The sequence below is a fragment of the Rhizobium sp. CFBP 13644 genome (assembly GCF_014842165.1).
Taxonomy (GTDB): Bacteria; Pseudomonadota; Alphaproteobacteria; order Rhizobiales; family Rhizobiaceae; genus Agrobacterium; species Agrobacterium tumefaciens_C.
In genome coordinates this window covers 130,314-145,118 of record NZ_JACYVF010000010.1, presented here as the reverse complement: position 1 = coordinate 145,118, position 14,805 = coordinate 130,314, and the positions used below count along the sequence as shown (strand labels likewise).

14 protein-coding genes and 1 tRNA gene are annotated in these 14,805 nt (G+C 55.5%); 9 read left to right on the top strand and 6 right to left on the bottom strand.

Translation table 11 applies throughout. The annotated features are described in order from the left end of the window. Window positions 1–943 precede the first annotated feature (943 nt). The 4 genes from IFT53_RS20975 (at window position 944) to IFT53_RS20960 (ending at window position 2,836) form a co-directional block, all read left to right on the top strand. Window positions 944–1,017 (top strand) — tRNA-Gln (locus tag IFT53_RS20975). A 90-nt stretch (window positions 1,018–1,107) separates the two neighbouring features. After that, entirely contained in the window at window positions 1,108–1,611 is a 504-nt protein-coding gene (locus IFT53_RS20970; RefSeq protein WP_192096960.1) for a DUF6538 domain-containing protein, read from the top strand. A gap of 78 nt (window positions 1,612–1,689) precedes the next feature. Next, window positions 1,690–2,151 carry a hypothetical protein gene (locus IFT53_RS20965; RefSeq protein ID WP_192067212.1) on the top strand — a complete coding sequence of 154 codons (462 nt, stop codon included), beginning with the start codon at window positions 1,690–1,692 and terminating at the stop codon, window positions 2,149–2,151. A 136-nt stretch (window positions 2,152–2,287) separates the two neighbouring features. After that, window positions 2,288–2,836: a TetR/AcrR family transcriptional regulator gene (locus IFT53_RS20960; protein WP_112953173.1), complete on the top strand. Its 549-nt coding sequence runs from the start codon at window positions 2,288–2,290 to the stop codon at window positions 2,834–2,836. A gap of 302 nt (window positions 2,837–3,138) precedes the next feature. On the opposite strand, the gene IFT53_RS20955 is transcribed toward IFT53_RS20960, so the two are convergent. Both IFT53_RS20955 and IFT53_RS20950 read right to left on the bottom strand, forming a co-directional pair. Beyond that, window positions 3,139–6,255, bottom strand: coding sequence for an efflux RND transporter permease subunit (locus IFT53_RS20955; protein ID WP_192067213.1), 3,117 nt, complete (start codon window positions 6,253–6,255; stop codon window positions 3,139–3,141). Beyond that, window positions 6,255–7,367 (bottom strand): efflux RND transporter periplasmic adaptor subunit, encoded by a 1,113-nt coding sequence (locus IFT53_RS20950; protein WP_192067215.1) that lies wholly within the window; start codon window positions 7,365–7,367, stop codon window positions 6,255–6,257. Before IFT53_RS20950 ends, IFT53_RS20955 begins: the two co-directional genes overlap by 1 nt. Before the next feature lie 98 nt (window positions 7,368–7,465). On the opposite strand from IFT53_RS20950, the gene IFT53_RS20945 reads away from it, so the two are divergent. Further along, entirely contained in the window at window positions 7,466–8,053 is a 588-nt protein-coding gene (locus IFT53_RS20945; RefSeq protein WP_192067216.1) for a TetR/AcrR family transcriptional regulator, read from the top strand. 560 nt (window positions 8,054–8,613) lie between these two features. Here IFT53_RS20945 and IFT53_RS20940 read toward each other — a convergent pair. Next, on the bottom strand, window positions 8,614–10,629 hold the full coding sequence (locus IFT53_RS20940; RefSeq protein WP_192067218.1) for a hypothetical protein: 2,016 nt from the start codon (window positions 10,627–10,629) through the stop codon (window positions 8,614–8,616). Here IFT53_RS20940 and IFT53_RS24090 point away from each other — a divergent pair. Beyond that, complete coding sequence (locus IFT53_RS24090; RefSeq protein WP_342365840.1) at window positions 10,622–11,047, top strand: hypothetical protein; 426 nt, start codon at window positions 10,622–10,624, stop codon at window positions 11,045–11,047. The genes IFT53_RS20940 and IFT53_RS24090 overlap by 8 nt on opposite strands. 21 nt (window positions 11,048–11,068) lie before the next feature. Here IFT53_RS24090 and IFT53_RS20930 read toward each other — a convergent pair whose 3' ends face one another. Then, window positions 11,069–11,236 (bottom strand): hypothetical protein, encoded by a 168-nt coding sequence (locus IFT53_RS20930; protein ID WP_192067220.1) that lies wholly within the window; start codon window positions 11,234–11,236, stop codon window positions 11,069–11,071. Window positions 11,237–11,558: 322 nt separating this feature from the next. Between IFT53_RS20930 and IFT53_RS20925 the strand changes: the two genes are divergently transcribed. After that, the gene (locus IFT53_RS20925; protein ID WP_192067221.1) at window positions 11,559–12,455 is read left to right on the top strand and encodes an AraC family transcriptional regulator; all 897 of its coding nucleotides are present in this window, start codon (window positions 11,559–11,561) and stop codon (window positions 12,453–12,455) included. Here IFT53_RS20925 and IFT53_RS20920 read toward each other — a convergent pair. Further along, a complete protein-coding gene (locus tag IFT53_RS20920) occupies window positions 12,452–12,808 on the bottom strand; it encodes a cupin domain-containing protein (protein ID WP_192067223.1) in 357 nt (118 codons plus the stop codon). The genes IFT53_RS20925 and IFT53_RS20920 overlap by 4 nt on opposite strands. Window positions 12,809–12,998: 190 nt before the next feature. Between IFT53_RS20920 and IFT53_RS20915 the strand changes: the two genes are divergently transcribed. Together IFT53_RS20915 and IFT53_RS20910 are read left to right on the top strand one after the other, a co-directional pair. Next, window positions 12,999–13,631 (top strand): hypothetical protein, encoded by a 633-nt coding sequence (locus IFT53_RS20915; RefSeq protein ID WP_192067385.1) that lies wholly within the window; start codon window positions 12,999–13,001, stop codon window positions 13,629–13,631. 247 nt (window positions 13,632–13,878) lie between these two features. Further along, complete coding sequence (locus tag IFT53_RS20910; RefSeq protein ID WP_042618709.1) at window positions 13,879–14,487, top strand: J domain-containing protein; 609 nt, start codon at window positions 13,879–13,881, stop codon at window positions 14,485–14,487. On the opposite strand, the gene IFT53_RS20905 is transcribed toward IFT53_RS20910, so the two are convergent. Then, on the bottom strand, window positions 14,465–14,656 hold the full coding sequence (locus IFT53_RS20905) for a hypothetical protein (protein WP_192067225.1): 192 nt from the start codon (window positions 14,654–14,656) through the stop codon (window positions 14,465–14,467). The two genes, IFT53_RS20910 and IFT53_RS20905, sit on opposite strands and share 23 nt — an antisense overlap. Window positions 14,657–14,805: the final 149 nt, after the last annotated feature.

The window sequence follows — 14,805 nt, the reverse complement described above, 5'->3', positions numbered from 1 at the left end:
TCGTCAGTGAGCGGACTTATAGAGGACACACCCGAAACAAGTCAACAGCAGGTCAGACAGAAAATTCAGAAAAACAGTAAGTATCCGTTTTTAAAGAGGTATTTTCGTTTGATGGGCCTCGACTCTCATGGAATGCCAAAGTTCGACTGCGCGCGCTATTATTCCTGCGTCGTGGCGACGTCATTGTTTAGTAATGCACGCGCCTGTCCGCTACCAAATAATGCGTTCACCACTAGAATGCCTCTCACGATCGTATCCGTGCCGTATCGATTGCCAGTCTCGGGTCAGTGCAACTCTTGGCGTCCCGTGACAGACGCGAAGGCACTCGCACATCATGCATCTTGAAAAGTGGTGACGTAATCGTTGGGGATTGTCCGATAGATCCCTCCCTGGGCCGAGCTATATGGCCAAATACTTTTTGAGCTGCCGGAAGCTTCAACCGTTCCTGTCATCGATCATGTATGTAGTGACGCATTGTCCATGAGTGATTTTTGGCTCGTCGCGCTTAACGATAACATTGCTCGTACCAAATTCGCCTTTGAAGAGTGTGCGCCCTTATTTCGTTCCATTGTGCCCAGGGTTTTATGCCTAGCCTGTAAAGTCTTCCCCCGAACGATCACGCGAAATCCTCCGGGCTTTGACGAGACCGCACGCAGCTTAATAGATGATATTGCTGAGAACAGACGTGGGTCCAGTACGGACACCGGGCGTGGAAGCACTTCATGCTAACGAACGGTCGGAACTCAAGGAGATTATCGAGCGCGTGAGAGCCAGTTCACTTAGCTAGCTCGCATCAGTCATTGCCTGCGATCGCCAGCATCTGGAGGGAGGCGAGATCCGTCGTTTAAGAAATGTTGCTTCCGATGCATTTTTCGTCTTGCATCGCTAAGCAAATCATTTATATGACGCACCAACGGAGCGCTTAGGCATCTCCTGATTGCGTTGGGGAATAGTTCAACGGTAGAACGACGGACTCTGACTCCGTTAATCTTGGTTCGAATCCAGGTTCCCCAGCCAACTTCCTTCAGTTAATTCAATAACTTAGCCTCATGTCGCCAGTGCCGGGAATACCCCCTCACTGCACCCCCACAACGGGCGCATTTGGCGATGTCAACTTATCTGCGGCGCGAAGCCGATTCCTTTGTTTTCCGGCGGCGCGTGCCCGCCCCTCTACAAGCCCGCCTCGGTCAATCGGAAATATACAGGTCTTTAAAGACTACCGTGCGAAGAGTTGCACGGCAGCGCGCAGCGAGCCTGTATCTTGCAACAGAGAGGCTTTTCGAGATGTTGACCGATGACACGCAAATCCTTTCCGATGCCGATGTCCGCGCTGCCGTCCGATACTGGCTGGACCGCGAAGAATGGCAGAACATGATTGGGAAATACATTCGGAGAAACTCCCCGGCCAACCTCACGAACTATAGGGGGCAATTTCCTGAACTCCTTCCGGACCTAATTGGCGATGAACGAGTCCCCGCTTGGGAGAAGCTCAGAAGGGAAGCCGTATGGGCGCTCGAACATGCTGGCTTTAAAGGCTACCGTGCCAGTCAAGAAGATCAGAGGCGAACCGAGGAAGAAATCAGGAAACAAATCCGCGAGCACGTCAACTGACGCATACAAGAACTTTTCGAGGAGACACCCTCCCTTGTCCACCCGTCCGTCGTAGCCGCGTCTGAGCTACCAACGAACATGGCCAGGCTGTCCAGCTTCCTGAATGCATGGCAGAAGGACGTCATTGCGGGCTACAACCACAACAAGCCTCTAAAGGACGCTGATCAGTACCTTAAGACTGTAGAGATGTTCATCGGCCTGATGGGTGACCACTCGGTGGGAAAGATCACGTTCGAGACGGCTGCCGAGTTTCGGGAATTGATTCTCCAGATGCCGTCAACACATGGGAAAGGTGCCACGGGCTCCCCGAAGAAGGAACTTGCTCGCGCCCGTGCCGACAAGACTTTGCCACGCGTCACCATGAAGACCGCCAAGCGGCACTTTTCCGGCATGAACTCGCTCTGGAAATGGCTCATCTTTAGCAAGCATGTGCCGGCCAGTCTTCAACCCTTTTCAGGGCACGCCTTCCCTGGAACCAAGTCCAAAAAAAATGCTCGCGATGACTGGTCGAGCGAAGACCTGCAACGGACGCACCAGTAATCAGGACCGCGGAAATTTGGCTCATTGGATTGCTCTTTTCTCTAATTGAACCTATATTCATGATCATCATCATGATTGGATTTAAATATGATGGCCATCATGTATATGTCAACAGGTGTTGCGGAGAATTTAGAAAATGAAGGTCAGCCGAGAACAGATGGCAGAAAACCGTCGCCGGATTCTGGATGTCGCGAGCCGGTTGTTTAAGGACAAGGGGTTCGATGCGGTCAGTGTGGCCGAAGTCATGAAGGCAGCCGGACTGACGCATGGCGGCTTTTACGGACACTTCACATCAAAAGATGATCTTGTGGCCCAGACGCTTGCACAGGCGCTGGCATCTGACAGTGTCGGAGACGGCGAGTTCAACAGTTTCGTCCGCTCTTACCTCGCACCTCGTCATCGGGATAATCCCGGTAATGGATGCCCGACGGCAGGCCTCGCTGCCGCTATTCGTCACCAGACGCCTGCCGCAAAAGCAGTAATGACAGAAGGACTGCGCACTCAGATCGCGCGTATCGAGCAGGCGCTGCCTGAGCAAGGTGCAGCCGAAAAGCGCCGTGCAGCAATAGGAAGCTGGGCCGCAATGGTCGGAGCCGTCATCCTCGCCCGTGCGGTCGATGATCCCGAATTGTCTGACGAGGTTCTTGAGCAGACGCGCGCTTGGATCGACACCCATGTCGGCTAGGGCATCCGAAAGCGCACAATTTGAGCATTCGATCCGGTAGAGGCCAATGCTCACCACCACGAGGACCGATCTCCCCGGAAACATCTGACGTGCCGCGGCTCAATGTTACCATTCGATCGCGGCACCCAGACACGGAAAATACTGGATTAGAAAGACTTAGTTGCAGCGCGCGTCGTTTCTCGGTTTGATGGTTACCACACCACGAGCCTCTGACCATGATCGAGCGACGGCCGCTTCCGGATGCTGCAAACTTCTGGCAGCATCCATTCCGATGGCGGATTACTTTAGCTGGATCGGTTGGCCTACTCCGCCGCCATAGCATGTCCATGGCCCGGCTCCCGCTGAATATCAGTCTGCTGAGAAGCTTCAGCTTTCGGGGGCTTGATCCGGAACCACACGGCGTAGAGCGCCGGGAGGAAGAGTAGGATCATCACTGTGCCAGCCGCTGTTCCACCAATCAGCGTATAAGCCATCGATCCCCAGAAGACCGAGTGGGTCAAAGGAATGAACGCCAGGATCGCCGCGAGCGCCGTCAGGATCACAGGTCGTGTTCGCTGCACTGTTGCTTCGATAACGGCATGGTAGTCATCAAGCCCCGCCGTCTGGTTTTCCTTGATCTGCTCCGTCAGGATCAACGTGTTGCGCATGAGGATACCCGCCAGTCCAATCAGTCCGAGAATCGCGTTGAAGCCGAACGGCTGATTGAACAGAAGCAAGGTTGGGACCACTCCGGCAAGGCCGAGAGGTGCCGTCAGCATCACCATCGTCATCGTCGACAAGCTGCGAACCTGCAGGATGATGACAATCAATGTGGCTGCGATCATGAGCGGGAAGACTTGAACAAGTGCCGCGTTGGCCTTTAGCGACTCCTCGATGTTTCCGCCCATCTCGATCCGGTATCCGACCGGAAGCGAAGCGATCAGCGGCTGTAGGGCCTTCATAACCTTTTGAGACACTTCCGGGGGCTGGGTCGCCTCATTGATATCGGACCTGATCGTGATGACCGGTGTCCGGTCGCGACGCTTCAGGATCGGTTCCTCGAACCGAATCTCGGATTGCCCGAGCTGATCCAGTGGAACCTGACGGCCATCCCTGCTCATCAGTGAGAAGTCCGCCAGGCGTGACGGGTCGAGGCGATTTTCGCCTGCGCTGCGTGCTACGACAGGTACGTTGCGGATGTTGTCACGCAACTGCGTGACCGGAATACCGCTCAGAAGCATCTGCATCTGCTGGGCTGCCTCCGCTGGAGAAAGACCAATCAGATTGAGTCTTTCCTGATCGGGCACGAACGGCAGGACAGGGGTGCGGTTGCCCCAGTCACGGTTTGCCTGACGGACATCCGGAACGGTTTTCATGATGGCCAGAGCCTGTTCGGAGATTTTGTAAAGCTCACCCTGATCAGGTCCCATAATGCGAAACTCGACCGGGAACGGTGTGTAAGGACCAAAGACAAGCTGGGTCACGCGCACGGACGCCTCGGGTACAAGACCTTCCGATATGGCGGCACGAAGACGGTGCTTCAATTCCTCTCGTGCATGCGCATCAGGCGTAAGCACGACGACCTTCGCGAACGCGGGATCCGGCAATTCTGGTGCCATTGCAAAGAAGAACCGAGGTGCACCCTGACCGACATAACTTGTAACGATATTGGTCTCGGGCTGGGTCTGCAGCCAATCCTCGACTTTTTTGACCGCCGATGTCGTGGCCTCAATGCTCGTGCCTTCCGGCATGCGCACTTCGACCAAGACCTCAGGCCGATCCGATGTCGGGAAGAACTGTTGCTTCACGCCACCCATACCAACGACAGAGACAGCCATCGTGGTGCCAACGATTGCGCAGGTCATGAACTTGTGGCGAACAGCAAAGGCGATGGTTGACCGCAGGCGACGGTAGTTCGGGGTGTTGTAGATGGCTTTATGGCCACCCTCGACAGGCTTGATGTCCGGCAGCATCTTGACGCCGAGGTAAGGTGTGAAGGTGACAGCCACGAGCCATGAAACGATCAGGGCAAAACCCACGACCCAGAAGATGTTTCCGGCATATTCTCCAGCAGTGGATTTTGCAAAGCCGACGGGCATCAGGCCGATAATGGTGACGAGCGTACCGGACAACATCGGCGCTGCCGTATGGCTCCAGGCGTAAGCGGCCGCCTTGATGCGATCCATGCCTTCTTCCATTTTCACGACCATGACTTCGATAGCGATGATGGCATCGTCAACCAGAAGTCCGAGCGCCAGGATCAGAGCTCCGAGTGTGATGCGGTCGAAAAACCGCCCGGTTTCCAGCATGATGAGAAAGACGACGGCAAGAGTGAGCGGCACGGCTAGCGCCACGACGATGCCAACACGCCAGCCGAGTGCGACGAGGCTGACGAACAGGACTACGCCAAGTGCCATTGCGAACTTCAGCATGAACTCGCCAACGGCCTCATCAATGTTGACGGCCTGATCGCTGACCTTGGTCAAAGTCATCCCCAAAGGCAGCGTCTGCGCGATCGCCGCCGATCGGGCTTCAAGCGCCTTGCCGAGATCGAGACCGTTCCATCCCGCCTGCATCACGGCACCCAGCATGATCGTCGGTTCGCCTTCGTGACGAATGATGTAGGTCGCTGGATCTTGATAGCCCCGTCGAACGTCGGCAAGATCAGACAGCCTGAGCGTCCTTCCACCGACAGCAATCGGCGTGTCGGCTATTGCCTGCTCACTGTTATAAGCACCATCGAACCGGATGAAGACTTGCGGTCCTTTCGTGTCGATTGATCCCGCCGGCGTGACGGTGTTCTGTCTCTGTAAAGCTGCAGCGATATCCTGCGCGGAGATGCCGAGCGTAGCCAGCTTGGCAAAGGAGAACTCTACGAAGATCTGTTCGGGGCGTTCACCGACGATGTTGATTTTCTTGATGCCGGGAACGTGAAGCAGATCCTGACGGATGACCTCCGCCTGCCGCACCAGATCTCGCATCGGCATGCCCTTGGCTTTCAGGGCATAGAGACCAAAGCTGACGTCGGAATACTCATCATTCACAAACGGGCCCATCACGCCCGGAGGCAGGTTTCGGGCTTCATCGCCAAGCTTCTTGCGCGCCTGATAGAACTCCTCTCCAACAGCAGACGCTGGCGTATTGTCTTTCAGCGTCACCGTGAGGAATGCATAACCCGGTCGAGTTGTCGTCTCGACGCGGTCGTACCATGTCAGTTCCTGGAGACGCTTTTCGAGAGGTTCGGCGACAAGATCCTGCATTTCCCGCGCTGTCGCGCCGGGCCAAACGGATGTAACGGTTAGCGTCTTGATAGTGAAGGACGGATCCTCGGCGCGCCCCAGCTTGACGAAGGCATAGACGCCTGCGGCGGCCAGCAACACGATGAAGAAAAGTGTGACGGCGCGTTCGCGAACGGCGACGGCGGAAAGATTGAAGCTCATTACTCAGCCCCTTCCTGCTGCGCGGCGACCCTGACGGTGGTACCATTCTCAAGAAGGTGAGCGCCCAGTGCGACGACCTGCTGGCCAACTTCGATGCCAGTGACAAAGGCGTTCTCCTCGCCGATTCTTTTCACGTCAATAGGTGTGAATTTCACGGACGATGACGTCCGGTCGATAACCCACACGCCTGTGCGGCTGCCGTCATCAAGGATAGAACCGACCGAGACAGAGACTTCCGACTGCCGGTCGACGTCTTGAATTCTGATTGTGACGGTTGAACCAAGCGGCGCAGAGCCCGCATTACCATCAAGGACATAGCGTGCTTCGTAGGTTCGGGTTTGCGGGTCTGCGGAATCGGAGATCTGTCTCAGTCGAGCGTTTCCACTGAGCCCGTTGCTGCCATAGACACTGGCCTGGGCTTCAGACCCAACCTCGGGGCGTAGTGTCTCAGGTAACCAGACCACCGCCTCACGTGGGCCTGCCTTTGCCAATCGCACCACCGTCTGGCCCGCAGCCACGACCTGTCCCGGATCACCAAGGGTTTCGACGACCGTTCCGTCCGAGTCAGCCAGAAGAGTGGTGTAGCGTGTTGCGTTTTCAGCAACCTCCGCCTCCGCTTGCGCGGCGGCGAGCTGTGCTGTGGCTGTATCAAGTGCGGCCTTTGCCTGCTCGTATCGCTGGGGCGTGGCGGCAAGTCCGTCCTTCACCAGCGTCGCATAGCGTTTTTCGTCCGCCTGCGCCTGGATCAGGACAGCACGTGCTGCGGTGACCGCATTTAGTCTGGCTGTGAGCGCCAGTTGCAGGTCAGCTTCGTCAACCCTCATCAACGGCTGTCCAATATTTACCCGCTCGCCAACATCAACCATGCGCTCGACTATCTTGCCTGGAACTCGAAAGCCGAGGTTGCTTTGCACCCTTGAAGCGACTGTTCCAGTAAATGAACGCTCGACCGCATGCGTTTTCGTTGCCTGCGCGGCGCGTACCAGTGGTGACGCGGTTCTTGGATCTGCGGTTACCGCCGTCTGCGCAGACGTTTGCGACATCACTACAAAGGCACCACCACCTGCTGCAATTGCGAAGCCCAATAGGATCAGGACATGTTTGCGTTTCATTTTCAGTTCTCTTCTTGACGAGCGATCCAAACGAATTAGATTGCGACCTAACTCTATTTACATTATAGATTTCAATCGAAATCTAATTGGAGATCATCATGAGAGTGAGCCGAGCGCAGGCAGAGGAGAACCGGGACAGGGTAATTGGTGTCGCAAGCCGTCTATTTCGAGAGCATGGCTTCGATGGCATAGGGCTGAAAGACCTGATGAAAGGTGCTGGTCTCACCCAGGGTGCTTTCTACAAACAGTTCAAGTCCAAGGATGACCTCGCGGCACTCGCATCGGCGAGAGCTATGGAGAGCGCTACAAAAAGATGGTCCGAAGCCGCAGCAAACAGCTCTGATCCGCTCGAAGCTGTCATGGACTTCTACCTCTCGACGGACCACCGGGGAGAGAAGGCAGAAGGTTGTCCTCTGGTGGCTCTGGGATCGGACGCTGCTCGCCAGAACGAAGAGGTCAAGCAACCATTCGAGGACGGAATTCGCGCCCATTTCGATGTGCTGGAAAACCTGGTGGGTAGAGGAGAGAACTCGGAAGCCAGCGGCAAGGCTATGGCGATCCTGTCCCTTATGGTGGGTGCGGTCATGCTGTCACGTCTTACCCAAGATGAGACCCTGTCTCAGGGCGTCTTGAAGTCAGCGGCTGACGAAGTCCGGCGTATCGCAGGTCGGGCTGATACACCCTGAAAAGCGGCCTCAACCTGAGATCCGAAAGCGGAAATTATTTCCGTTTCGGACCCGTATTGACTGATGCCCAAAGCCAGGGCACAAAGGTGGCATCCACGGTCGCTCGCGATGGGAAAACGGAGGGAATTTCAAGGCGATTCCGATAAGCCATTGAAATCATTTGAGAATCCAGATTCCCCAGCCAACTCTTTTCTCATATATAAAACCAATAACATGCGTTATACGTGCTTCCTCGCGCGTCTGCATCCCAACGGTAATCGCCGATTTGGGACTAGCCGGTTTGTTGGACAGCCTTTTCTTGATGCGTCGATTTTCAGGCCTTTGAGAGCTATAGCACCCTCTCGCTGGCTCAGGCGTTTGCCTAAACCGTCCGAAAGAACTGAATTTGCTTTCCTGACTGTCGTCTGGCTGGTGACGAACAAGCTCGTTATCACTTGGGCTGCCGAAGGGACGCGACGAGTGATACGTCGATAGCTGCTATCAGTCAGAGGTGACAGTCAGGTTCACGCTTTGAGCGTAAAACCTCTCCACACAATCGCCAAAAATGAAGCTGGGGCCTTTTATTCAGCCTTCGTCTGAATATCCACCTTATCGAGCAGGCCCATGGGATTTTCCGAGGCTGCAACTAGGTCAAGAAGGCCAAGGCCATTTGCGCCATTGGATTTGACGTTTACAGTTAGCGTTCCGGGCGAGCTGATAAATTTAAGCAATGCTTCGACACTTGCTTGCAGTTTTGGCTGCTCAGCCGCAACCTGTTGCAACATCATGCTGGACACAAACGTCAGAGCACCACGAACCTGATCCTCAGTCATTTCATTCTGCAGAGCATAAAGCTTGATCGCCGTCGCCACCATGCCTTCGTCCCTGATGACAAGTTCCATTTCGCGACCCGCGAGCCCGAACATGGCAGCCTGAGCGCGGCCAGTGTCGAACGTGAAGAACTCCTCCGTGAACCCGCTGACCACCCCGGAAAGATTGATACTGCCAAAATACTTGCTGTGGAACGAAATTTCGCGAATGAGCAGGTTTTTGTTAGGCTCATCCCATCCGGCAGAGATGGCATAGGAAAAGGCGATAGCTTCAAGCCCTAATTTACGCGCTTCAACGAAAACCTCCTCCGGCGAATCCGCGGGAATGGGAACAGAAAGCTCGTCCTGCCTGATGTCGATATCCGTTGGGATGCCATTATAGGGCTTCGTCAGGCCCATCTCGAAATTCTTCAGCTTGAACTGCACGCGCTCGGGCATCTCAGCTGTTGTTTCATCCGTCTTTTCTGGCGCTGCAACATCGACATTGATTCCAGCCAGGCGCATTCTGCCCAGCTCTGGAATCAAGCGCGTGAACGTCAACGCCTCGATCGGTCTGTCTTCAAGCCCGATAATCTCAGAAAGACCATCAATTGTGGCGCTCCAGTCAAAGCCTTTGAGGCTTGCCTCGCCCACTTCAAACGTGTCGTCACCACTTTTCAAGGACATGCCATTCAAGCCGAAGCTGACCTTACGGCCATCCATCTGCATATCCATACGATCAATGCCGACCATGACACGTTTGCCAGACAGCCCCTCGCTCTCGTTGGGCATATTTGCCTTAAAGCCCAGCAATTGCATGTTGCTCTTGCCAATTATGTCAAGGACAGACACAGCCTTGGCCAAAATTGCCTTCATTTCCTGCGGCGAAGGTTCAGCATTCGCATCGAGCGTCGTGAGTGTTTTCAGCGTGTCCAGAAGCGGCTCGGCCGGCATGCGGGCGGTGAAGCCATCACTGCGTATTTCATCATAGCTGAAACGACCTTCGCCCTCAGAGAAAGAAATCTTTTGAACGGAGACAGGGCCGTAGACAGGCTTTGCCTCCTTATCCTCAGGGCCCGCTTTTTCAGTGTAGAGCCTTGCCATATAAGCCGCATCTATGGCCTGGCCACTGATAACACCGGTCGAGACGACCGTGCGCTTCTTCTGAACTTGGCCGGTACTATCAGGCAATTGCATCTGGATATCGTAGTCGGCAGCGTCGACGGTGTATTGAGCGATCCGTCCACCGGCTACGTCCGATAGCGTGACGTTTTTGTAAACGACCTTTTGTTCTGCACTGGCAATGGACTGTATAACGGTCATCTCAGGCGTGAAGATACGAACCGCAGCAAATTGCTCGAGCCGCTTGGCAAGAGATTTGGCGCTGCCGTCGCTTGGTATGTCAGAGCGCAGGGCTTCCTCAAAGGCGGCGTTTTCGACGCGTGCATGCGCCATCGAAATCGTTCCTGTCGGCACATCGATATTGACGTCGCTGAATTCAAGCGCGCCGTCCAGAAAGCGAAATTTGGGACGTCCATCGATAGCCGCAATTTTCAGATTTTTGCCATCAGCAAAAGGCAATGTCACGTCGCGAACATGAACCTGTCCAAGAAAATCGACCTCCACGGAGCGGGCCGTTGCACCGCTGCGCGCCAGGAGTTCGCTGACCTTTACCTCGTAATAGGTTTTGCCCCCGACGACACCGGCAACAAGAACCGCGATAATCGCTGCACTCGCCCATAATGCTGTACGTCGGCCCTTGCCGGCTCCGGTGTTGACCTTGTCCACGAGCTTGACCCTCTCCGCGCAAACTGAATCTGTTCGCCTTCTAGCACGCCAAAGTTGGTTCGCAACTACTCCCTTGCGGGAAATGACAGCGTCCGTCACCGTGGCCGCACAGACGCCAGCAGGAGCGCTTGACTCCAAACTCAAATGGAACATAATAAGAACATCGAATGAAGTTGAGCCATTCATCCATCATGTCAGCTGTCAATCAGGGGAGATCGGATCATTGCGTCAAAGGGCAAATGAAGCGGATGTCGCAGACTACATACTGGATTGCCATGACGGTGACGCTAAGTCTGCTATCAAGGCCATGCAGGACGAGATAGAGCACCTGCAACATCAGTTGAATCTTGCTGTTGTCGCGATGGGACGAGGCAATACGGACGCGGGTGTTTTGAGCAAAAGAAATGGTGGTCGATAAGATCGTCCACCCATGCTTTTGTCAGGCTTGGCGCTTTTTCTCGTTGCGCTCTGCCGCAAGTAACGTTTCCAGAAGCCTGTTCATTCCACCGTCATTGCACGGCACTTCCGTCACACGACTTTGTTTTATGGCCTGCCTGATCATGCCGTCGCTTAGATAACGCGACAGTTGATGCGATTGCTCTGTCATTGAGATATATCCCTGTTCCCCGCACCCGAAACTATAATCGTCAATTTAGGTTCCGCTTAATCTACGGATTCATCAAATAAAGTGACTTCGTTTCCGCTGAGCCGCTGACCTGTTTACCGCGTGGTCCAATCAAAACCCGGTCAATGGGCTAGGCACGACGGTCATGACAACGCGATCCAAAGGCCCGGATAGGTGGTGTGCACCATACTCTCGTCATTGGGTGGACATATCCAACCGCTTCCCCCTATGGTTTGCAGGGGATGGCTGGCATCTTCAGACCGCGAGGTCATCGAGGATATTTATTGCGATTTTGGTGTCGAACATGCGGTTGAACTCCGTCCGGGGTGTCGAGAGAAACGAAGACTTGAAAGCAAGCGAGGCGGGCAGTCGTGTTCCTTCGCGCAACGTCATCTTTGCTGATGGCATGCGCATCGCGGTGCCGTCGCACGGTGTCGAACGGATCGAGGCACGTTTCCACGGCAATGCGTTTTCGCCGCATCGGCACGACACTTATGCGCTCGGCTTGACGCTGCACGGCGTGCAGACCTTTCGCTACCGCGGCAGCGACCGATTCAGTAGCCCAGGAAACGTGATCGTGCTGCACCCGGACGAGCTACACGATGGTGCGGCTGGCACCGAAGAGGGCTTGATCTATCGCATCATCTATCTGCCGCCTGATCTGATCGGCGCTGTGGATGGCTATCGAAGTGCCCTGCCATTCGTCGCCAACCCTGTTATCGCCGATGTCGATTTGCAGCAGGCGCTGGCAGAGATCCTTGCCGATCTCAGCGAAGAACCAAGCGACCTGATGATGGATGATGTCGTGATGCGGCTGGCATCAGGCCTTTCGCGCCACGCTGGTGCGCCACCCAAGACAATCGCCAAGTCTGCAAGGTCTGCAGTGCTGCGTGCCCGCGACTTCATAGAAGGCCACCGCAGCGACACCATACGTTCAGAAGCGCTGGAGGCGGCGTCTGGACTGGATCGTTACGAACTGGCCCGGCAATTCCGCAGGTTGCTGGGAACCAGCCCGCATCGATATCTCATCATGCGCAAGCTGGAACTGGCAAAATGGTCTATGGCGGACGGGAAAGGTTTGGCTCAGTCAGCGGCAGAGGCAGGCTTTGCTGACCAAGCCCATTTTACCCGCCATTTTCGAAAAGCCTTCGGCATGACGCCGGGGCGATGGCTTGCCATGCACGTGGCAAGCAAGTCCTAGAGACGGGGCTTGAGCGCTGGCGCCCGTTCGGAATCGCCAGAATTCGGCTCCCCCTTCGGCTCTATCAGAAGCACCTTTACCTCTTTCTCAGCCCGTGGGCGGTGAACCACGCCCTTGGGCACGACGATCATTTCGCCAGCCTTCACGGTTCGAGATGGCTCCCCCTCGATGTCGAGTTCCATCTCTCCCTCCAAAACCAGGAAAAAATCATCCGTCGTGTCATGCTTGTGAAACGGATATTCACCCTTGAAACGGACGACCATCACGTCGTTTTCATTATAGTCTGCAACCACATGCGGGTCCCAGTGCGTTGAGAACAGACCGAGTTTCTCGTTGAGATTAATGGCTTTCATTTCCGTATCCTGTTTTGTGTTTCACTGTGGCCGCAAAGAGGACAAGTCTTCGGTCAAGGCCCGTCTACACACCGCTACACAAGGCATCGCGCCGGGTATTGAACGATCGTGCATGGGCGACCCGGATCGCGCCATCATGATCGCAAGGATGCGCGTTGACTTGAGAGCGCTAAATCACCATCTGTGCGGCATGCCGAAGCGTGAAAAAAATGGGATAGAACTGCTCAGGACATGGACCTTGCCGGCCGCCGTAACGATGGGATCGGCTGTTCGCGCAAAGGGCGTTCTTCAGGAAATACAGGCAAGGCTGCCTTCCAGCTTGAAAAAATCGATATCGCTGGAAGGCGTCGATCTGACACTGGCGATGGCGGCGGCTGAAAAGACTGCCTTCAACGCAGCTGCAGCCGTTGCTGCGAGGGTGGTGACTGAGGCCGTAGTGATGCCCGTGATCCCTCGCGAAATCGAGGATATCCTGACCATCAAGACCAGCGAGCGCCATCGCTGGCTTGCCGATGGTCGCCTGCCGAGCGCTGGCACGCGCACCGTCAGACTGAACGGACGCGCCCGCCAGATCACATTCCATGTCTTCGACCCCAAGGTGGTGGAAGACCTTCTCGACCGTGGCGCCGTGGAAGAGTGGCGGGTGGAGGATGCGGAGGCGAAAGCTGAAAAGCGGCAGCGGGCTGCCTATCAGGCCAAGCTGACCCGCTCCCTTAAAAAGAAGGCTGCGAAACCTCCAGAGACATCAGAATCCAGCTCCAAGGACGCGGCCTCGAAGCTCGGCGGCTGGGACGAGTTCGACATCGACGGATTGCTTCGATAAGCCGCCATAACTCTTCGTCCGCATGGTGCAAAATGTGGCTAGTGCGGCCCGTGCACTTAATGACGTAACGACGGTGCTGGGCCTGTTTGGCTCACACTAAAATCTGGAAAAAAGAGCGCGGCGAGGCAATGGTATCAGGCCGCTTCTTTCACAGACAAGGCCGTGCCCAAACTCTGTCGATATTATTGTCTGTGAGAGGCTGTGTTGTATCCTTGCCGCCGTGAAGATCACTACCTATAAGGAGCGCATGTCATCTGATTCAAAGATATTCGTAGGGCTGCGGTCGCCCCGCAAAAAACCTGTTCCGCAAAGTGAACCCAATGGGCCGAAATGCCAGTGGGATGGCTGCGACAAGGGCGGCACGTTGCGTGCGCCCGTTGGCCGCGACGGTGAAGGCCTGTACCTGCTGTTTTGTACAGAGCACGTTCGGGAATATAACAAGGGTTATAATTTCTCGCCGAACCTCTCCGACCCCGTTACGGCGCGCTATCAGCGTGAAGCGGCAGAAGGCCGCCGCCAAACGGCCGGCGTTGGCGCGCCCAAGGCGACCGAAGTTCCACTCCCCCGCACGGAGCGGTCCGGTTCCGCAAAGGCCATGAACGCCCGCAAGAGTGCTGCGGCCCGACAGGCGCAGACTGCGGATTTGCAGCGTCGCAAACTCAAGGTCCTTGAGGCCAAGGCTTTTGAGACGCTTGGTCTGCCGGAAGATGCAACGCCGGAGGAAATCAGGGCACGCTATAAGCAGTGTCTCAAGATGCACCATCCGGATGCAAACGATGGCGATCGCAATTCCGAGGACAAGCTTCGCGCCGCGATTGATGCGCACAAAATCCTCAAACTGAACGGTTTCTGTTAAAGGTGAGCCGCCAAACCGCTGGCGGCTTTTTCCAGCTGACTTGAAGCCGGTGCTGATCGTCTGGGCTCCGGGCGACACACTGCGCGTTGCGTGCGAAAAACAGTCCGCTCAATCCGGTTTCGAGATCGGCAGCGCTGATGATCTTTGTCCGATCGACGAAGTCTTCCATTAAACCCCTCCATAACACCATCAGGTCGACGTTCATCACCCGCATCGAGAGCGGTAAGCGCGGTGCTGATCGTAGACCAGACGGGAGCGTCAGAACGCCACGTGTGATATTTTGGCACGCGGTAATTTGGCATGGGGTCACCCAGCACA

What these genes read in the sequence shown, in the direction of transcription:
- IFT53_RS20970 (WP_192096960.1), top strand. Translation starts at nt 1,108, where the DNA reads ATGTCAACTTATCTGCGGCGCGAAGCCGATTCCTTTGTTTTCCGGCGG.
- IFT53_RS20965 (WP_192067212.1), top strand. Translation starts at nt 1,690, where the DNA reads ATGGCCAGGCTGTCCAGCTTCCTGAATGCATGGCAGAAGGACGTCATT.
- IFT53_RS20960 (WP_112953173.1), top strand. Translation starts at nt 2,288, where the DNA reads ATGAAGGTCAGCCGAGAACAGATGGCAGAAAACCGTCGCCGGATTCTG.
- IFT53_RS20955 (WP_192067213.1), bottom strand. Translation starts at nt 6,255, where the DNA reads ATGAGCTTCAATCTTTCCGCCGTCGCCGTTCGCGAACGCGCCGTCACA.
- IFT53_RS20950 (WP_192067215.1), bottom strand. Translation starts at nt 7,367, where the DNA reads ATGAAACGCAAACATGTCCTGATCCTATTGGGCTTCGCAATTGCAGCA.
- IFT53_RS20945 (WP_192067216.1), top strand. Translation starts at nt 7,466, where the DNA reads ATGAGAGTGAGCCGAGCGCAGGCAGAGGAGAACCGGGACAGGGTAATT.
- IFT53_RS20930 (WP_192067220.1), bottom strand. Translation starts at nt 11,236, where the DNA reads ATGACAGAGCAATCGCATCAACTGTCGCGTTATCTAAGCGACGGCATG.
- IFT53_RS20925 (WP_192067221.1), top strand. Translation starts at nt 11,559, where the DNA reads ATGCGGTTGAACTCCGTCCGGGGTGTCGAGAGAAACGAAGACTTGAAA.
- IFT53_RS20920 (WP_192067223.1), bottom strand. Translation starts at nt 12,808, where the DNA reads ATGAAAGCCATTAATCTCAACGAGAAACTCGGTCTGTTCTCAACGCAC.
- IFT53_RS20915 (WP_192067385.1), top strand. Translation starts at nt 12,999, where the DNA reads ATGCCGAAGCGTGAAAAAAATGGGATAGAACTGCTCAGGACATGGACC.
- IFT53_RS20910 (WP_042618709.1), top strand. Translation starts at nt 13,879, where the DNA reads ATGTCATCTGATTCAAAGATATTCGTAGGGCTGCGGTCGCCCCGCAAA.
- IFT53_RS20905 (WP_192067225.1), bottom strand. Translation starts at nt 14,656, where the DNA reads ATGGAAGACTTCGTCGATCGGACAAAGATCATCAGCGCTGCCGATCTC.